Source organism: Nocardioides sp. NPDC057577, assembly GCF_042801335.1.
Classification (GTDB): domain Bacteria; phylum Actinomycetota; class Actinomycetes; order Propionibacteriales; family Nocardioidaceae; genus Nocardioides.
The window spans coordinates 13,894-30,398 of record NZ_JBHVGB010000020.1 but is presented as its reverse complement, the minus strand read 5'-3'; the positions used below and the strand labels follow the sequence as shown (position 1 = coordinate 30,398).

General features: G+C 70.5%; 10 protein-coding genes. 4 read left to right on the top strand and 6 right to left on the bottom strand.

The window, feature by feature from the left end; all coding sequences use genetic code 11:
• Positions 1 to 18 precede the first annotated feature (18 nt).
• Positions 19 to 564, bottom strand: coding sequence for a DinB family protein (locus ACFU7D_RS06675; RefSeq protein WP_378864819.1), 546 nt, complete (start codon positions 562 to 564; stop codon positions 19 to 21).
• Positions 565 to 661: 97 nt separating this feature from the next.
• On the opposite strand from ACFU7D_RS06675, the gene ACFU7D_RS06670 reads away from it, so the two are divergent.
• A complete protein-coding gene (locus ACFU7D_RS06670) occupies positions 662 to 1,027 on the top strand; it encodes a PPOX class F420-dependent oxidoreductase (protein WP_378728278.1) in 366 nt (121 codons plus the stop codon).
• Position 1,028: 1 nt separating this feature from the next.
• Here the strand turns inward: ACFU7D_RS06670 and ACFU7D_RS06665 are convergent, their stop codons facing one another.
• The 4 genes from ACFU7D_RS06665 to ACFU7D_RS06650 are packed head-to-tail and all read right to left on the bottom strand — an operon-like array spanning position 1,029 to position 11,826.
• The gene (locus tag ACFU7D_RS06665) at positions 1,029 to 3,272 is read right to left on the bottom strand and encodes a DUF3488 and transglutaminase-like domain-containing protein (RefSeq protein ID WP_378728277.1); all 2,244 of its coding nucleotides are present in this window, start codon (positions 3,270 to 3,272) and stop codon (positions 1,029 to 1,031) included.
• Entirely contained in the window at positions 3,269 to 4,540 is a 1,272-nt protein-coding gene (locus ACFU7D_RS06660; protein ID WP_378864816.1) for a DUF58 domain-containing protein, read from the bottom strand. The genes ACFU7D_RS06665 and ACFU7D_RS06660 overlap by 4 nt, the downstream gene beginning before the upstream one ends.
• 1 nt (position 4,541) lies before the next feature.
• Positions 4,542 to 5,510 carry an AAA family ATPase gene (locus ACFU7D_RS06655; protein ID WP_378728275.1) on the bottom strand — a complete coding sequence of 323 codons (969 nt, stop codon included), beginning with the start codon at positions 5,508 to 5,510 and terminating at the stop codon, positions 4,542 to 4,544.
• Between the two features lie 10 nt (positions 5,511 to 5,520).
• A complete protein-coding gene (locus tag ACFU7D_RS06650) occupies positions 5,521 to 11,826 on the bottom strand; it encodes an Ig-like domain-containing protein (RefSeq protein ID WP_378864813.1) in 6,306 nt (2,101 codons plus the stop codon).
• Between the two features lie 231 nt (positions 11,827 to 12,057).
• Between ACFU7D_RS06650 and ACFU7D_RS06645 the strand changes: the two genes are divergently transcribed.
• Genes ACFU7D_RS06645 through ACFU7D_RS06635 form a run of 3 tightly spaced genes read left to right on the top strand, consistent with a single transcriptional unit; the run spans position 12,058 to position 15,744 of the window.
• Positions 12,058 to 12,849, top strand: a complete 792-nt coding sequence (locus tag ACFU7D_RS06645) for a PP2C family protein-serine/threonine phosphatase (RefSeq protein ID WP_378728273.1) — start codon at positions 12,058 to 12,060, stop codon at positions 12,847 to 12,849.
• Positions 12,842 to 14,179: an FHA domain-containing protein gene (locus ACFU7D_RS06640; RefSeq protein WP_378864810.1), complete on the top strand. Its 1,338-nt coding sequence runs from the start codon at positions 12,842 to 12,844 to the stop codon at positions 14,177 to 14,179. The genes ACFU7D_RS06645 and ACFU7D_RS06640 overlap by 8 nt, the downstream gene beginning before the upstream one ends.
• Positions 14,176 to 15,744, top strand: coding sequence for a protein kinase (locus ACFU7D_RS06635; RefSeq protein WP_378728271.1), 1,569 nt, complete (start codon positions 14,176 to 14,178; stop codon positions 15,742 to 15,744). The genes ACFU7D_RS06640 and ACFU7D_RS06635 overlap by 4 nt, the downstream gene beginning before the upstream one ends.
• Before the next feature lie 2 nt (positions 15,745 to 15,746).
• Here ACFU7D_RS06635 and ACFU7D_RS06630 read toward each other — a convergent pair whose 3' ends face one another.
• Complete coding sequence (locus ACFU7D_RS06630) at positions 15,747 to 16,502, bottom strand: hypothetical protein (RefSeq protein WP_378864807.1); 756 nt, start codon at positions 16,500 to 16,502, stop codon at positions 15,747 to 15,749.
• Positions 16,503 to 16,505: the final 3 nt, after the last annotated feature.

Here is a 16,505-nt window from a genome sequence, read left to right as displayed (position 1 = left end):
ATTTTTCTACGCCGTTTTTCAGTCGCGTGGGTCCTCGCCTACGAGGCCGTCGATGGACTCACGGATGAGGTCGGCGTGGCCGGTGTGGCGGGCGTACTCCTCGATCATGTCGGCGACGTAGCGGCGGGCGTTGGCCTCGACCTGCCACTCGGGGTTGTTCGCGAGGGTGTCCATCCCGTCGCGGTCGAGGGCCTCGGCGGTCGAGCGGCGGGACCGGGCGACCGCGCCTTCCCAGAGGGCCATCAGGCCCTCGGCGGTGTCGTCCGCCTCGGTCCTGCGGTCCCAGCCCTCCTGGCTGGGGTCGTAGCGGTCCCAGACGTCGGGGTAGCCCTTGCCGGCGAGGATCGCGGTGAAGTAGTGGTCCTCGCAGAACGCAAGGTGCTTGAGGAGCCAGCCGAGGGTGATCTCCGAGGGCTCCAGCCGCTGGCGCAGCTGCTCGTCGGTCAGTCCGCCGCACTTCCAGGCGAAGGTGCGCCGGATGCGGTCGAGGGTGCTGAGAAGTGTTCCGGTCTCGTCCATGACCGGGGTCATGTCGACCGGCCGGCTGAAATCGGTGGTGGTCATGGCGCTCACGCTAGGCCCGGTTCCGGACGTACGCCTTCCGCTACCCGCGCTCGTAGACCCTTGACCTCAACTCGACGTGAGCATCGATGCTGGAGCCATGAAGTTCACCGACACCCAGCTCCGCTACCTCCGCACCCAGCTCCTCGGACGGCTGGCGACCCTCGCCCCCGACGGCGGCCTGCAGAACAACCCGGTCGGGTTCAAGATCGACGAGGAGCACCGGATCCTCATCGGCGGCCACCAGATGGGCAGGTCACGGAAGTTCAGGAACGCCCAGAAGCACCACCAGGTGGCCTTCGTGGTCGACGATCTCGCCTCCACCAACCCGTGGAGGCCGCGGATGGTCGAGATCCGCGGCACCGCCGAGGCGCTCACCGACGTGGACCCGCCCATGAAGGGCATGTCGCGCGAGATCCTCCGGATCACCCCGGAGTGGATCAGGGACTACGGACTCGGGGACTGACTCAGCGCTTCCGGAACAGCCGGGCGGGCACCAGCGAGAGCGGGTTGATCGCCGCCCGGATCCGCTGCCATCTGGTGCGCGAGTCGGAGACCGACGAGCGAAGCGTCCCGACCTGCTCCCAGAACGCGGCGACCTCGGCATCGTCGGGTCCGGCCTCGCCGAACATGGTGGTGTCGGTGAGCAGGGCCAGCCCCGGCGCACCGTCCATCCCCGGGGAGGCCGACAGCACGGAGGCCTGCTCGCGGCGGGTGCCACCGGCCGGGACCCCGACCCCGAAGTCACGGGCGTGGTCGAGCGTCTCGCGCCAGCCACCGGAGAGTCGGGCGACCGGGGTCCCGCGGGTCCGCCGGCGATGTCGCCGCCAGATCTTGGCGCCGATGATCGCCCCGCACACGGCGGCGATGAGCAGCAGCGGGATGCCGACGTACGTGAAGACGGCGATCAGCCAGCCGGGCAGCGTGAACCCGTCGGGCCGTGAGTTGGCCTTCTGGTTGACCGACTCGTCCAGCGGGTCGCCGGAGGTCGCGGGCGGGCGTACGGGCGCCGGCGGCGGGACGACCTTGCCGGTGACGAGCTCCTCGGGCTGGGGAGCGTTCTGCTCGGGCGGCTTCTCGGTGTTCATGAACTCGGACCAGTCCAGGGTGGCCCAGGACCCGTCCGACATCCTCAGCTCGACCCAGGCGTGCATGTCCTTGCCCTGGACGGTGCCGTCGGAGCCGACGACCGCACCCAGGACCACCCGGGCCGGCACGCCGACCTGGTTGGCCAGGATCGCCATCAGCGCGGCGTACTGCTCGTCGTTGCCGGCGAGCTGGCCGCCCTTGGCGGTGAAGTCGGCGAGGCGACGCAGGGAGTGACCGGCCGGGTACTGCTGATTGGGCGGCTCCCCGTCGGTGTAGGTGCCCTCCTCCTTCAGCTTCGAGGCCACCGCCAGCGCGTTGGTGATCGGTGAGTCACCACCACCGGCGTACTCGGCGGCGAGCGCCTGGAACTGGGCGGCCTCGTCGCCGATCGGCGACCCGCCGGACCAGGTCTCGCTCTTATCGCCGACCTTCTCGTCGGCGACCGAGGCGGTGAAGGAGTAGGAGTCGCCGGGCTTCAGCGCCGACGGCAGGACTCCGGTGGAGGTCGCCAGGTTGTAGCGGAACGAGTCGGAGTCGGGGCCGTCGAACGAGATGTGTGTGAGCGCGGTCGGCAGCGGCACCCAGACGCCGCCGAAGTCCTCCCCGATCGTGATCGTCCCGCGCACCTGCTTGCCGTCGGCGAGCGGGTTGCGCAGCGTCGAGCTGATCTTCTGGAAGGTGTCGTCGGGACCTTCGGTCTCGCCGGAGTCGTTGGCCGCGCGCCAGACGGTGCCGTCGTACGAGTCCATCGCGGCGACCCGGACCCGGGTGCCCTCCGGCAGGCCCGAGACCGTGAACAGGTCCTTCTCGTAGAGCCGGCGGTCGTCCTCCGGCGTCTGGTAGCCCTTGGTGTAGACCCGGAAGCCCGCCAGGGGCGATGGGTACTGGCCGACGTTGAAGGGCGGCTCGATCTCGCCGCGCAGCACGGTGCGCTCGGGCGCGAGACCCGGGAGCAGCGGCCCGGCGAGGAACGCCAGCCCGGCCGCACCCAGGCACAGGAACGCACCGATCGCGGTCCGCGAGAGCCGGCGACCACCGGCCGCGAGGGCGCGGGCCCGCATCCCGCGGATGCAGAGCCAGGTGATCGCGACCGCCCCGAAGAGTGCGCCGAGCAGGGCGGTCTTGGACGGGTCCGTCACGCCGAGCAGGATCACGCCGGCCAGCAGCGCGAACGCGACCAGCACCGGCGGCAGAGCCGCCTTCACGCGCAGCGCCAGGGCGAAGCCGACACAGCCGGCCACGAGGCCGAGGATGTAGGGGATCGTCAGCAGCGCCCCGCCGTCGACCGGCGGGAGCGTGGTCAGCAGCCGTTTCCAGCCGTGCACGGAGTTGTCGGCGAGCGTGCCGAGCGTGTCGGGGACCGGGAGGAACGAGAGGTTGCCGAGCCCGTGCAGCGCGACCGCGCCACCGAGCACGAAGAAGGCGGCCAGCATCGCGACGGCCAGCACGACCACCGGCTGTCCGCGGCCGACGAAGGCGATGAGGATCCCGAGCAGCAGCCCGGCGACGCCGGCGACGAGGTAGGTCCAGCCGGCGTAGGTGTCGTCGAAGCCGAGGAACGCGATGGTGCCGAGCAGGAACAGGAGGAGGCCGTCGACGGCGTAGTGCTTCGTCATCTTCATCCGGACAGCCCCTTCGACAGCACGATCGGCAGCTGGTCCAGATCGGGCAGGGTGAGCATCGGCAGGTCGGCGACGGCCTTGAAGCCGGCACGCTGCGAGGAGTCGACCCGCACGGCGACCGTGGTGGCGTCGACCGAGAACTGTCCGGCCGCGCGCTGCAGCGCGACGAACTCGGGGTAGCGCCCGGTCACCAGCATCACCAGCGACGCGTCCGGCGCCTGCCGAGCGGCCTCGGCGGTGATCTCGATCAGGTTGGTGTGCTGCGGGGTCGCCCGGGAGCAGGCGTCGAGGGCAGACCGCCCTCCCCCGTTCGCCGCGGTGGCCCGCACCATCAGCACGTCGCCGGTCGCGAGCGAGACGTCGAACTCGTCCAGGATCCCGCGACGCAGCAGCGAGCCCGCGATCGACATCGCGGTCTCGTACTCGTCCTCGGAGTCGTAGGACATCGGCGAGGAGTCGACGATGACGACGATGTGGGAGCGGCGGGTGTCGAGGAACTGACGCACCAGCAGCTGGCCGTGGCGTGCCGAGGAGCGCCAGTGGATGTGGCGCAGGTCGTCGCCGGGGACGTACTCGCGCAGGGCGTGGAAGGCGAGGTCGCTCATCGAGGTGTTCTGTGCCGTGGTCCCCTCGAGGTCACGGACCAGACCGACCCCGAACGGCTCCAGGTGGGTGGTGCGGGGGTGGACGAACACCTCGGTGCGGTCGGTCCACTCCTGCACCCGCCGGAAGAGGCCGAGCGGGTCGCCGCGTACGGTCCGGACGGGTCCGACATCGATCACCCCACGGCGCTGGGTCGGCACCACGAACAGCTCGGTGTGCTCGGCACCGGGAAGCAGCATCGGCAGGTCGTACGTCACCCCACCCGCCCCGATCGGGAACTCCAGGCTCGTCGAGACGAGCGGTCCGCGCGCCTCGTTGCGGGCCCGCAGCTCGCCGGTCAGCGCCTGGCCGACGGCGACCCGCGGCGGCTCGACCACGGTCGCCACCGCGAGCCGGGTGCGCCCGATCATGAAGAAGGCCGCGCCGATCACCAGGAACAGCGCCGCCATCGCCACCACGGCCGCCTCGATCCAGCCGAGCGCGGTCGCGGCGACCCAGGCGAGCGCGCCGAGGAGCAGCACACCCCAGCCGATCGAGGTCACCGTGCCGAACCACGGACGGACCCGGTCAGCGACGAACGAGTAGCCCGAACCCGCCCCGGACGCTACGGGGGCGAGTCGTTTCCGCAGGTCAGCAACGATGTTGCGGACACTGAGCCTGCTCATCTCAGGCGACACGCTCAGTGGGAGCCGGGACCGAGGTGAGCAGGTCGCCGATGACGTCCTCGACGGTGACGCCGTTGAACATCGCCTCCGGGTCGAGGATCAGGCGGTGGCAGAGCACCGGCTCGGCGAGCGACTTGACGTCGTCGGGCAGCACCTGGGAGCGGCCTTCGGCGAGCGCCCACACCTTGGCGGTGCGCACCAGGGCGAGGCAGCCACGCATGGAGGCCCCGAGGCGGATGTGCTTGTGGCGACGCGACTCGTCGATCAGCGCGGAGACGTAGGCGACGATCGCGGGGTCGATGTAGACCTGGTCGGCCATCTCGGCCATCTGGGTGACCGTCGGGGCGGTGATGATCGGGGTGACCAGCGTGGCCCGGTCGCGGACCGAGGAGTTCATCAGCAGCTCGACGGTGGCGTTCTGGTCGGGGTAGCCGACCGACGTCTTCATCAAGAAACGGTCCAGCTGCGCCTCGGGCAGCCGGTACGTCCCCGCCTGCTCGATCGGGTTCTGGGTCGCGATCACCATGAACGGACGGCCGACCTCGCGGGTGGCGCCGTCGACGGTGACCCGGCCCTCCTCCATGACCTCCAGGAGCGCCGACTGCGTCTTCGGGGACGCACGGTTGATCTCGTCGGCGAGCACGATCGAGTGGAAGATCGGGCCCGGGTGGAACTCGAAGGCGCCCTTGCCCTGGTCGTAGACGGTCACACCGGTGACGTCGCTCGGGAGGAGGTCGGGCGTGAACTGGATCCGGGCGTGCGACCCCTGGACCGTGTTGGCGAGCGCGCGGGCCAGCTGGGTCTTGCCCGTGCCCGGGTAGTCCTCGAGGAGCAGGTGACCCTCGGAGAGCAGCGCGGTCAGCACCAGGCGGATCACGTTGCGCTTGCCCAGCACCGCCTTCTCGACGTTGTCGGCAAGCTTCTCGAAGGTCTCGTGGAACCAACGAGCCTGCTCGGTCGTGACGGTCATCTCTTCTCTCCTACCACGTAACGTTCTTCGAAAGGTTGGGTCGACCGGACGTCGTGCAGGTCACCCGGAACGGGGTGTTGGCGCCGACCCAGCCGCGGCCGCTGCCCGTGCCCTTGCCGTTGCTCCCGATGTTCACGTTCCACCGTGAGGTGGTGGAGTTGGTGCTGCACTCCCACGTCTTGCCGGGGAAGGCGAGGTCGGTGATGGTGGAGCCGACGTACCAGCACGTGCCACCGCAGGCCACGTCCGGCTCGGGGCAGGATGCCCCCGAGCACTCGCCGGCCTTGTTCACCTCGAGGATCGGGTCCGGCGGCGGGTCGGTCCGCACCGTGACCGAGTCGGACTTGCTGGACCGGCCAGAGTCGCTGATCGTCACGGTGTAGGTGTAGGACGTGTTCCACTCCGGCGCGGTGTCCGTGCCCGAGCGGGAGCCCGCGCCGGTGCCGGTGCCGAACTGGGCGATCTCGGTGCCGCCACGCTTGACCGTGACGGTCGCTGCCTTGCCGTTGGGGTTGTAGCTGACGTTCCAGTTGACCTTGTTGCCGTCGACGCTCGCCGAGATCGACGGCGCGCCCAGCGGACCGTAGGTGGTCACGTTCTTCGACGTCGAGGCGCCGCAGGACGCCCCCGCGCCAGTGCCACCGGAGGAGTCGTTGCAGGCGCGCAGCTGGACGGCCGTCGAGGTGCCGTTGGTGAAGCCGGTGATCGTCTTGGTCTGCTGGCCTGCGCCCTCGGGCGAGTAGGTCCAGCTCCCGCAGGAGGAGCCGTTGCGCAGGCACTCGACCCGGTTGGTCTTGCCGTGCGAGGCCTGCGGGGTGAAGACGATCTCCGCCGTACCGTTGGCCCCCGTCGGGGTCGCGCTCGCGAAGGAGACCGCGTCAGGGGTCGCCGCCGCCTCGACCTTGCCGCCCGCCGAGTAGCTGGAGATGTGTGTCTCCGGCGAACCACCGGAGCCGGTCTCGCGAGGCGAGGTCGCCTCCGCGTTGCGGGCCCGGACCGCGTAGGTGTAGATCGTGCCGTCGTTGGCGACGTCGTCGCGGCAGCTGGTCTCGGTCACCCACGAGCAGACGATCTTCTCGCCGGTGCCGCCGGTGCGGCGTACCTCATAGGTGACCGGCCCGGGGCCGTTGGCCGCGACCGGGCTCCACGAGACGGTCACCGACTTGCCCGAGTTGTTGGCCGTGTCGTTCCACTGGAAGGTCGGCGTCGCCGGGGTGTCCGGCTTGCCGGCACCCATCCCCTCGACCGTCGCCGACGGGCCCTTGTTGGTCTTGACGCCCTTGTCGTTGAGCGGGACGACGGTGAACTGCACCGGGTCGCCGTTGGTCGCGACTGCCGCCGCGTAAGTCGTCTGACCTGCGGAGATGTCCTTGATGCCGCCGCCCGGCCAGCTGATCCGATACTTCTGCACGTCCGAGCAGTCGCACGCGGCCGGCTTGCTCCAGCTCAGCTCGACCTTGTGGTCGCGCTGGCGGGTGACACTGAGGTTCTGCACCGGACCGGTGTAGGCGTCGGGCTCGCCCTCGGCCGAGTTGCTCCACTCGCGGCTCGGGCCCACGGAGTTCACCGCGCGCACCCGGAAGTCGTAGACGACGCCGTTCTTCAGCCCGGTGATCCGGCACGAGGTCGAGGGACAGTCCTGGACGTGGTCGCCGTTGGCCTCCACCTCGTAGCGCTGGATCGGGTCGTCGCCGTTGTCCTTGGGCGCGTTCCACGACAGCGCGACCACGTTGGAGAGGAAGTCGGAGGTCGTACGCAGCCCCGTCGGCGCGCCGGGGACGTCGATGACGTCCACCTCGATGACGCCGGTGGCCTTGACCCGTTTGGAGTCCTTGCCGGAGTCGCTGACCTCGATCGCGTAGCGGTAGTGGCCGTGACCTTCCTCGGGCGTGTTGAAGGTGATCTTCGAGCCGCTGGCCTTGCCCATGTCGGGCGAGTCACCGTCGACCGGGTCGAGCTTGGTGACCACGATCTCCTGCGACTCCGATGGCACCGGTGTCTGCAGATAGTCGGCCAGGTCGATGGCGACCGTCTTTCCGGCCTCGGTCTGCAGCGGCTTGATCGGTGAGAGCGACGGGGCCGGCAGCGCGATCACCGTGACCAGGAGCTGGCCGGTCGCGTCGGTGCCCTCGACACCGATCTCGAGCGCGCCCTGGGCGCCGGCGTCGGCGCGCTCGGCGGTGAGTCGCAGGCCGCCGTCCTCGGGCTTGACCTCGACCCCGTCGAGCCCGTCGCCGACCTTTGCGGTGAAGTCGAGGTCGTCGGCGTCGCCCGGGTCGGCGGTCCACACGTGGCAGATGGCGGCGATGTCCACCAGCGCGCCGTTGCCGCTCTCGGGGACCTCGACCGGGGTGCTCGGACAGTTGATCTCCGGCTCCTCCTTGCCGATCTGGACCGGCAGGGAGATCACCGAGAGGTGGGCGTCCGCGGAGGTGATCTTCTCGCGGTCGGCGACCTCGAAGGTCAGGGTCGCGGGGCCCTTGGTCTCACCGGCGGTGACCTTCACGGTCGTCGCGGTGGTGTCGCCGGTGTTGAGCATGCCCTCGGGCGCGGCCACGATCTTGTCGGTGGTGGTCAGCACCACCGGGTCGCCCTCGGGGTCCTCGACGTAGTCGGTGATGTCGACGTTCTTCGTCTCCCCCGGGTTGAGCTGGAGCTCGGAGCCCGGCTTCAGGTAAGGGGCGTCCTTGGGGCGCGCGGGGACGTAGATCGAGCCGACCGCCTGGGCTCCGTCCGGGTCGGTGACCCGGTAGGTCCAGACCCGGGTGGTGTCGCCGACCGGCAGGGTGACCTTGCCGTCGTCGATCTTCGGCTTGGACTCGTCCTCGCCGACCGAGGGCCCCTTGACCGCGTCGACGGTGAGGTCCTCGAGCGCGTCGTCGATGTCGGTCACCTTGGTCATCACGTCGACCGTGGTGGTCGAGGAGTCGCCCTCCGGGCGGGCGACCACGATCCCGGCCATCGGCGGGTTGTCGTAACCCTCCTGATAGCGGATCGCCAGCTCGCCGGTGTCCTCGTGAAGACCCGTGGTCGCGCGGTAGGGGATGTGCTGGAACGGCTCCTCGGAGCCACCCTCGACCGTGACGATGCCGTCGGAGCGCTGGGTGACGTTGGATCCCTCGACCTTGTCGGTGGAAGCCAGGTGCAGCTCGGTCCCCGGCGTACGCAGGTCGTTGGCGAGCACGTCGTAGGTCAGCTTCTTGCTGGGGTCGAGCGTGACCAGGTCGTCGACGGCGACCGGACGCTGGGGCGCGCCGGGTGCGACGACGGCGATCCGCACCGTGCCGGTCGCGACGGCACCGAACGGGTCGCTGACCTCGTAGGTGAACTCGTCGGTGCCGGCGGCGTTCGGGAAGGCCTGGTAGGTGATCGTGTTGGCGCCGTGGGCCAGGACGCGGCCGTAGGAGGGCGCACTGTTGATCCGGGTGACCGAGACCGAGTCGCCGTCGGGGTCGGTGCCGACCGTGGGCAGCCGCAGCGTGACCTCGTCACCCTGGACCACCCGCGACTCCAGCGCCTTGGGCGCGGGCGCGGAGTTGTCGGCCTTCTTCTTCGGCAGCGGCTTGATGTGGATGCGGATGTTGCCCGAGGAGTGCTCCGCGGAGGGGTCGCCGGTGTTCTGCACGACGTAGCGGACGTCGACGTCGACCGGCCCCTTCACGTCGTCGGGGGCGACGTAGCGGACCCGGTTGCCGTCGATGTAGGCCTCGCCGACCGTCGGCTGGCCCAGCACCTGCAGCTGACCCTTGGTCTCGATGGTCTGGTCGACGACCAGGCCGACCGGGTCGCCCGAGGGCGTCGAGTCGTTGTCGAGGACCGGGATCGAGACGGAGTCGGCGGCCCTCACGGTGGCCTCGTCGTCGACCGCCTCCGGGGCGTTCTCGGCACCGCGCAGCGCCGGACGCTGACTCACCGTCACCGACCCCTCGGCCTCGGCCGCGCCGTTGCTGATCGTGTAGCGGATCGCCTGGGTGGCCGGGTCCATGTCGGGCTTCGACGCCTGGATCCGGAGCCAGCGCCCGTCGAGCACCGCGACCGTCAGGTCGCTGTCGCCGACGGGTTCGGCATGGGTCACGGCGAGGAGTCGGCCCCTGGAGTCGTAGTCGTTGGCAAGGACGTCGAGGGTGCGGGTCGAGGTGCCGAGGACGGCGGTCGTGTCCGGGGTCGCGATCGGCTCGTCCGCCGCCTGGGAGGCGGGTTTGACGTCGACCCGGATCTTCGCCGAGGCGGGCTTCGCGGCCCCGAAGCCGGCGTTGTAGCTGAGCTGGTAGGTGCCCGGCGAGCTTCCCCGGGCTCGCACCACGCCGGTCTCCCGGTCGGTGCTGACCTCGAGGCCGCCCTTGGGCGGTACGTCACCGGCGAGGGTGAGGCTCGCGTCGAGGTTGGACGGGTCGGCGCCGGGGATGTCGTTGTCGAGCGGACGGATCGTCACCCAGGAGCCCTGGGTGCCCTCGGCGACGTCGTCCTTCGGCTCGGGGGACGCGGTGTTGGCCCCGGCCACGATGTTGATCCGCACCTTGTCCTTCGACGGCTTGCCGCCGGTGCTGACCTGGTAGCCGAGGCTCTCGTTCCCCGTGGCGTCCGGGGCCGCGGTGTAGCGGACCAGGCCATCCGGGGTCACGCTCGCCTTGCCCTTGGACGCGGTCGGGGACTGCGCGGTGACCGGGTCGCCGTAGCGCTCGTCGCGCCAGTCGCCGACCACCGGGATCTCCACGGTGCCGCCGGCGGCGACGGTGTAGTCGGTCGGCGTGAAGTGCTCACGCAGCGTCGGCTTGCCGGTGCCGCCCGAGCCTTCGATCTTGAGCTCCACGCTGGCGTCGTCCTGGCCCGCCTTGCCCTTGAGCCCGTCGTCGACGGTGTATTTGAAGCTGGTCTTCTTGCCCTCGGCCGACTCGGGGGCGGTGACCAGGACCGACTGCCGGTCGGGTGCGATCGTGGCCTCGACGCCGTCGACGGAGGCCTTGCCGACCGAGACGACGCTGAGGATCGAGTCCTTGGCCGAGGAGTCGTTGTCGAGGACGTGCAGGACCGTGGTGCGTCCGGCCCGGGCACCGAGCTGGTCGTCCTTGGCCTTCGGCGCCTGGGCGGCCTTGGTCTGCTGCTGCTGCTTGTCCTTCTTCTGGTTCTGCTTCTCGGTCTGCGGCTGGAACGCCTCCCAGTTCGAGATCTTCTTGATGTCGGCGCCGTCGATCTCCCAGACGTCGCCGTTGCGCAGGTCGTTGAGCACCAGCTGGCCCCGGTTGATCCGGAACTCCAGCTCGGCGGCCGGGCCGAGGGTCGGGATCTCGCCCAGGACGGGCTCGCCCTCACCACACTGGGTCACCACCGAGCCGGTCGAGCCGTTGGCCCAGGCACCGAAGACGCAGTCGCCGAGCCGGACCGGCGCGGCCGGGTCGCCGGCGGACTCGGCGACGTGGCGGATCTCGCCGTTGCTCAGCTTGACGGCCTTGAGGCCGGTCGCGTCGCCGACGAGCACCTCCGTTGCCTTGACGGAGGGCTGCTGGAGGACCGCGCTCTCAGCGGTGTCGCCGAAGTCCACGGCGACGTCGGAGCCCTTGGCTGCGCCGAGCAGCCAGCCGGCCTGGTCGAGAGTGATGACCTCGCCGCCGACGACTGTCGCCGAGGTGGGGGTCTCCGCGTACTCCGGAGCCTTCGGGAGCTTGGTCTCCTCGGGACCGGCGAAGCGATCACCGTCCGGGGCGAAGGCGGTCAGCGTCCGCTTGGCGGCCGAGACGGCGTACGCGGTCCCGTCGGCGCCGATGGTGAGCACCGCGTCGGCGCCGACCGTCTCGGTGGGCTTCGTCGAGCCGGAGAGGTCGGAGAGGTCGCCGACGCCGGTGGTCGGGTCGACGGAGGTGAGCCAGACCTTGCCGGTCTTCTGCTCGGCGACGCCGATGGTGTTGCCACCCATCATCACGCGGCTGTCCTTCACGGTCACCGCGTCGTCGTCGATGCCCTCGGCGAGCTTGGTGTTGACCGGCGTGATCGTGCGGGCGTCGCGGTCGACGGAGGCCACCGCGATGCCGTTCTGCACCACGTCGAGGCCGGCGCGCTCGGACCTGGACCCGGTCTCGTTGCCCGCCCAGACGACGCCGTCGAGCTGGGCGACGGGGCGGTTCTGCCGGCCGAGGGTGCCCCAGGACTGGTTGGTCACCCAGATGCCGCCGTCGTCGAGATCCGCCTTGTGCACGGGGTAGCCCGTCGACTGGATCGCGTAGACGGTCAGACCGCCCGCGACCACGGCAAGAGCCACCCAGGACGCGATGGAGGTCCGATGACGCCGCATCCAACCGGGCGCCATCCCGAAACGTGCCACCAAGGCTCTCCCCAAGTCCTTCCATGCCAAAACGGCCAGCCAACGCAAAAAGCCGGGCTTACTCTAGGCGGGCCCAGGGGTTGAAGCCACACGAATGAGCCAAACGTGGCACACGGCTCAGTGAACACGCTCACCGATACCGTACGTGATGTTCTAAAGTGTCCGCTTCCAGCACCACTATTTCGCATCCTGACCGGGACGTCCCGATCATTGGCATCGCAAAGGAACAGCATGACCGCTTACCCAGCCCTGCGTGCCGCGGGGGCGACTGATGTCGGCCGGGTCCGCGAAGTGAACGAGGACTCGTTCGTCATGCTGCCCGCGGTGGCAGTCGTCGCCGACGGGATGGGCGGTCACGCCAGCGGCGATGTCGCCAGCGCCCTCGCGGTGGAGACCTTCCAGAGCCGCTTCGCGACCATCTGCCCGGTTCCCGAGGACATCCAGGACGCCGTCCACGCCGCCAACTCCGCGATCACCTCGGAGGCGGCGCGCAACTCCGAGAAGCAGGGCATGGGAACGACGTTGACCGGAGTGGCGCTCGTCGAGTCCGGGGGCGCTCCCCACTGGCTGGTGTTCAACGTCGGCGACTCGCGCGTCTACCGGCTCTCCCCGGCCGGGGTGACGCAGGTGACCGTCGACCACTCCGAGGTCGCCGTCATGGTCGAGGCGGGGATGATCACCGCTGCCGAGGCTCGCGTCCACCCGCTGCGCAACGTCATCACCCGGTCGCTCGGCACCTACCCGTCCCCCGAGGCGGACACCTGGCTGATGGCCGTGTCGCCCGAGGACCTCTTCCTGCTCTGCTCCGACGGTCTCACCGGCGAGCTCGAGGACCACGAGATCCATGAGATCGCGTCCAAGACGCTCGGGGTGGGCGGAAGCATCGACAACCTCGCCCAGAGGCTGGTGGACGCAGCGGTTGCATCGGGCGGGCGCGACAATGTCACTGTGGTACTCGTGACGCCCCCTCCCTCGCTCTTCACCGCCCCGATGGAAGTCGACGCCTCGTCGTCCCATGAGTGATACCGCTACCTACTGTGCCGGGCACTGGCTCGCGTTGAAGGGCGACCGGTGCTGGGCGCTGGTGCAGCTCGGGCCCGGCGACCCGCGGGTCGGTGGTGTCCAGGCCGCGCTGGCCGACCCCCACCCGGTCGACGCGATCGCCGGACTGCTCTCCGCGGACGGCCCGCGAGCCCCCGGCTTCGCGCTGATCGGACGCGAGGGCCCACGGGTGCGGTACGCCGTGCGCTCCCCTGCCAAGGTGACCGCCGTCGTCAACGAGGTGCCGGTCTTCATCGACGGCATCGACGTCTCCGGCAAGTGGGCCGACGGCCACTTCGCCGCCGTACCCGAGCGGGCCGAGCTCGCCAACGGGGCCTGGGGCGGGATGGAGGAGGACCAGCCGCTGGTCGACACCGCCCACGCGCGCTCGCTGGACGTCGTCTTCGACCCCCACTACTACGCACAGGCGCAGGCGCAGCCCGACGCGACCATGACGCCGCTCGACCACACCATCCGGCGCTCCGACCTGGCGGCCTCGCCGCCGCCCGGGATGCCGCCCGCCGCGCCGCCTCCGGGCGTGCCCTCGTTCCAGAGCCCTCCCCCGGCCGCCGTGCCGCCGCCACCGGTGGCGCCCGCGCAGCCCGCGCCGGAGGCCAAGAAGGGCATCATCGACGGGCTTCCGTGGCGCAAGAAGGGTGCCAAGAAGCCCGACCCGAACGCGTGGGGCCCGCCGGACCGGCAGCCCTCGCCCCCGCCCGCGATGCCGCCCGCGTCGCCTCCTCCCCCGATGCCCGCGCCTGCTCCTGCGCCGCCGCCTCCCGTCGACATGGCGACCCGCGTCCGCGACGTCCCGACCCCGACCCCGGTGCCGCCGGCGGGCGGGCCGACGGTGTGGGCGGTCTACTGTCCGCAGGGCCACGCCTCGCCGCCCTACTCCCCGACCTGCCGCATCTGCCGGATGGCGCTGCCACCGCACCAGCAGCCGGTCTCGGTCCCGCGCCCCGCGCTGGGCCAGCTCAAGCTGGGCGACGGCCGGGTCGTCGTCCTGGACCGCGGTGCCGTCTTCGGGCGGTCGCCGCGCGCTGATGCCAACGGCAACACGGGGGCTGGTGGCGTACCTCCGCATCTGGTGAAGGTGATGCTGCCCGACATCAGCCGGCTGCACACCGAGGTGCGGCTGGAGGAATGGCAGGTTCTCGTACGCGACCTCGGCTCCGCCAACGGGTCCTATCTGACCCTGCCCGGTGGGCGTCCGCAGCAGATGCGGCCGATGGAGGAGTACGCCCTGGAGCCCGGCGCCGTGATCAGCCTGGCCGGTTCGATCAATCTGACCTATGAGGTTCTCGGGTGACACAGACACCACCTCCCGAGCTCGGGCCAGAGCTGCCGGGGATGAACTGCCTGAGCAGGCTCGGCTCCGGCGGGTTCGCCGACGTGTATCTCTACGAGCGCCACCACCCGAAGGTCCGGGTCGCGGTGAAGCTGATGCGCTCCTCCGATCTCGCCGAGGCGCAGCGGGCGCAGTTCGCCGCCGAGGCGGCGGTGATGGCTGAGCTGGCCGAGCATCCGTTCATCGTGCCCGTGCACAGCGCTGGTGAGACGCCGGACGGCCGGCCGTACCTGGTGATGGGCTACTACCCCAACAACGACCTCGGTGCCCGCGTACGCAACAACCCGATGAAGGTGCAGGACGCGCTGCGCTTCGGGATCCAGATGGCCTCGGCCGTCGAGACCGCGCACCGCGCCGGGATCATCCACCGCGACATCAAGCCGTCCAACATCCTGCTCTCCCGCTACGACGTGCCCGGCCTGGCCGACTTCGGCATCGCAGGCCGTCCGCGCGACGACGAGGGCGACATCGGCGTCTCGCTGCCGTGGTCGCCGCCCGAGGTCCTCACCTCGGCGTCCAACGGCTCGGTGGCCTCCGACGTCTACTCCCTGGCCGCGACCGTCTGGCACCTCCTCGTCGGGCGCTCGCCGTTCGCCGAGCGGGGCAACAACTCCGACCGCGCCGTCTTCTCCCGCATCCTGCACACGGCTCCCCCGGCGACCGGGCGCCCGGACGTGCCACCCTCGCTCGACCGCGTGCTCCAGCAGGCGATGGCGAAGGATCCGACCTACCGGCCTCGGACGGCCCTCGACCTGGCCCGCCACTTCCAGCGGATCGAGCAGGAGCTGCGGCTGGGCCGCACCGAGGTGCAGGTCCTCGACCGCGACGCCGGCGGCAGCGGGTCGTTCCCGGTCGTTCCCGACATTCCGGCCGCGCGGGGTGAAGGACCCACGACGGGATCGGGCCGTGCGCGGCTCCCCTCCCCGCCCAGCGACCCGGAGATGGAGAAGGCGACCGAGCTCAAGCCGCCGTCCCAGGTCATCGCGCAGGCGCCGATCACACAGCCCCCGGCCTCGCTGGCCTCGGCCCCGATGGCGGACGCAGGCTCGCTCTCCGGCGACCGCACCCGGTTCAGCTACCCGCGGACCGAGGAGGGCCCGTCCGTCCTCACCGGCGCACGCCCGACGGAGAGCCGCAGCAAGACCCCGGCGATCATCGGCGTCGTCCTCCTCTTCCTCATCGCCGCCGTCATCGGCATCGTGCTCTCCCGCGGCGGCGAGGACGAGAAGCCCGACGAGGTCCCGCCCCCGCCCGTCGAGACCGACCTCCCCGGTGTCACCGGCCCAGCCGCCCCGGGCAAGGTCAAGGGCACGCTCAAGGGCAACCGCGCCGTCTTCACCTGGTCCGGCGTCTCCGGAGCGACCGGCTACAAGTGGGTCGGCGACAACTCCACCAGCGGCAACGTGAGCCAGCCCAAGGCGGTCGTACGCCTCGAAGGGGCGACCAAGGTCTGCATCCAGGTCCGCTCCCTCGGCGAGAACGGCAACGTCTCCCAGGGCGCCGCCCAGGCCTGCGTGTCCAAGTAGGACTAGCTGGACCGGTGGGGTCCGGGATGTCCCTCACGTCGGATGCAGGGGCGTTTCGCACGCTTGAGGATGGCACCGCAGCGCGGCTCGCGACGCCCGGACATGATGCGGGTCAGATCGAACGGGTCGACGCCCGCGCGAGCACGTCGCATCGCCGCGCCGAGAGCTGCGACCGGGTCCGGATTGCCGGCTGCGTCCCAACCATGCGTCATCGCGGCTTCGAGCTCGTCCTTCGACAGGTTCGTCGCCGTCGTCTCTTCGAGGATCCCGGCGACGACGGCAGCCTTGACCATGCCGGGAGGTGCTGGCTCGGGACGGTAGTCCCAGCCGTCGAGCCCGACGTCCTCGGCAACCACCTCGACCAGGGCTAGCACCTCCCAGACCTCGGTCATCAGGTCCGGGTCGATCCGCCCCGAGCGAACGAGCGCGGCCGCCATGTCGTACGCCGCTTCCGCCCGGCGCGGCCCCGCGACCAGCACCTCGATCATTCCGACGGGAACGCCGTCGACGACCTCGACGCGACTCGCGAAGACGACCCGATACTCCTTCTGGAGCACGTCGAGAGTGTTCCATCCCGCGAGCTTCTGCCCGCCCCGGTTGCTGAGCGGACGGGCACCGGCCGGGTTTCGACAGAGCGCGACGACGTCAGCCAGAAGAGACTCGCGCTGCGCGACCGTCAGCGGTTCGAGCGACTCGACGAACGCGTCGTTGAACTCGACGTACGCCTGGTCGGCCGGAAACGTTTCGCCTGCTCGCACGGG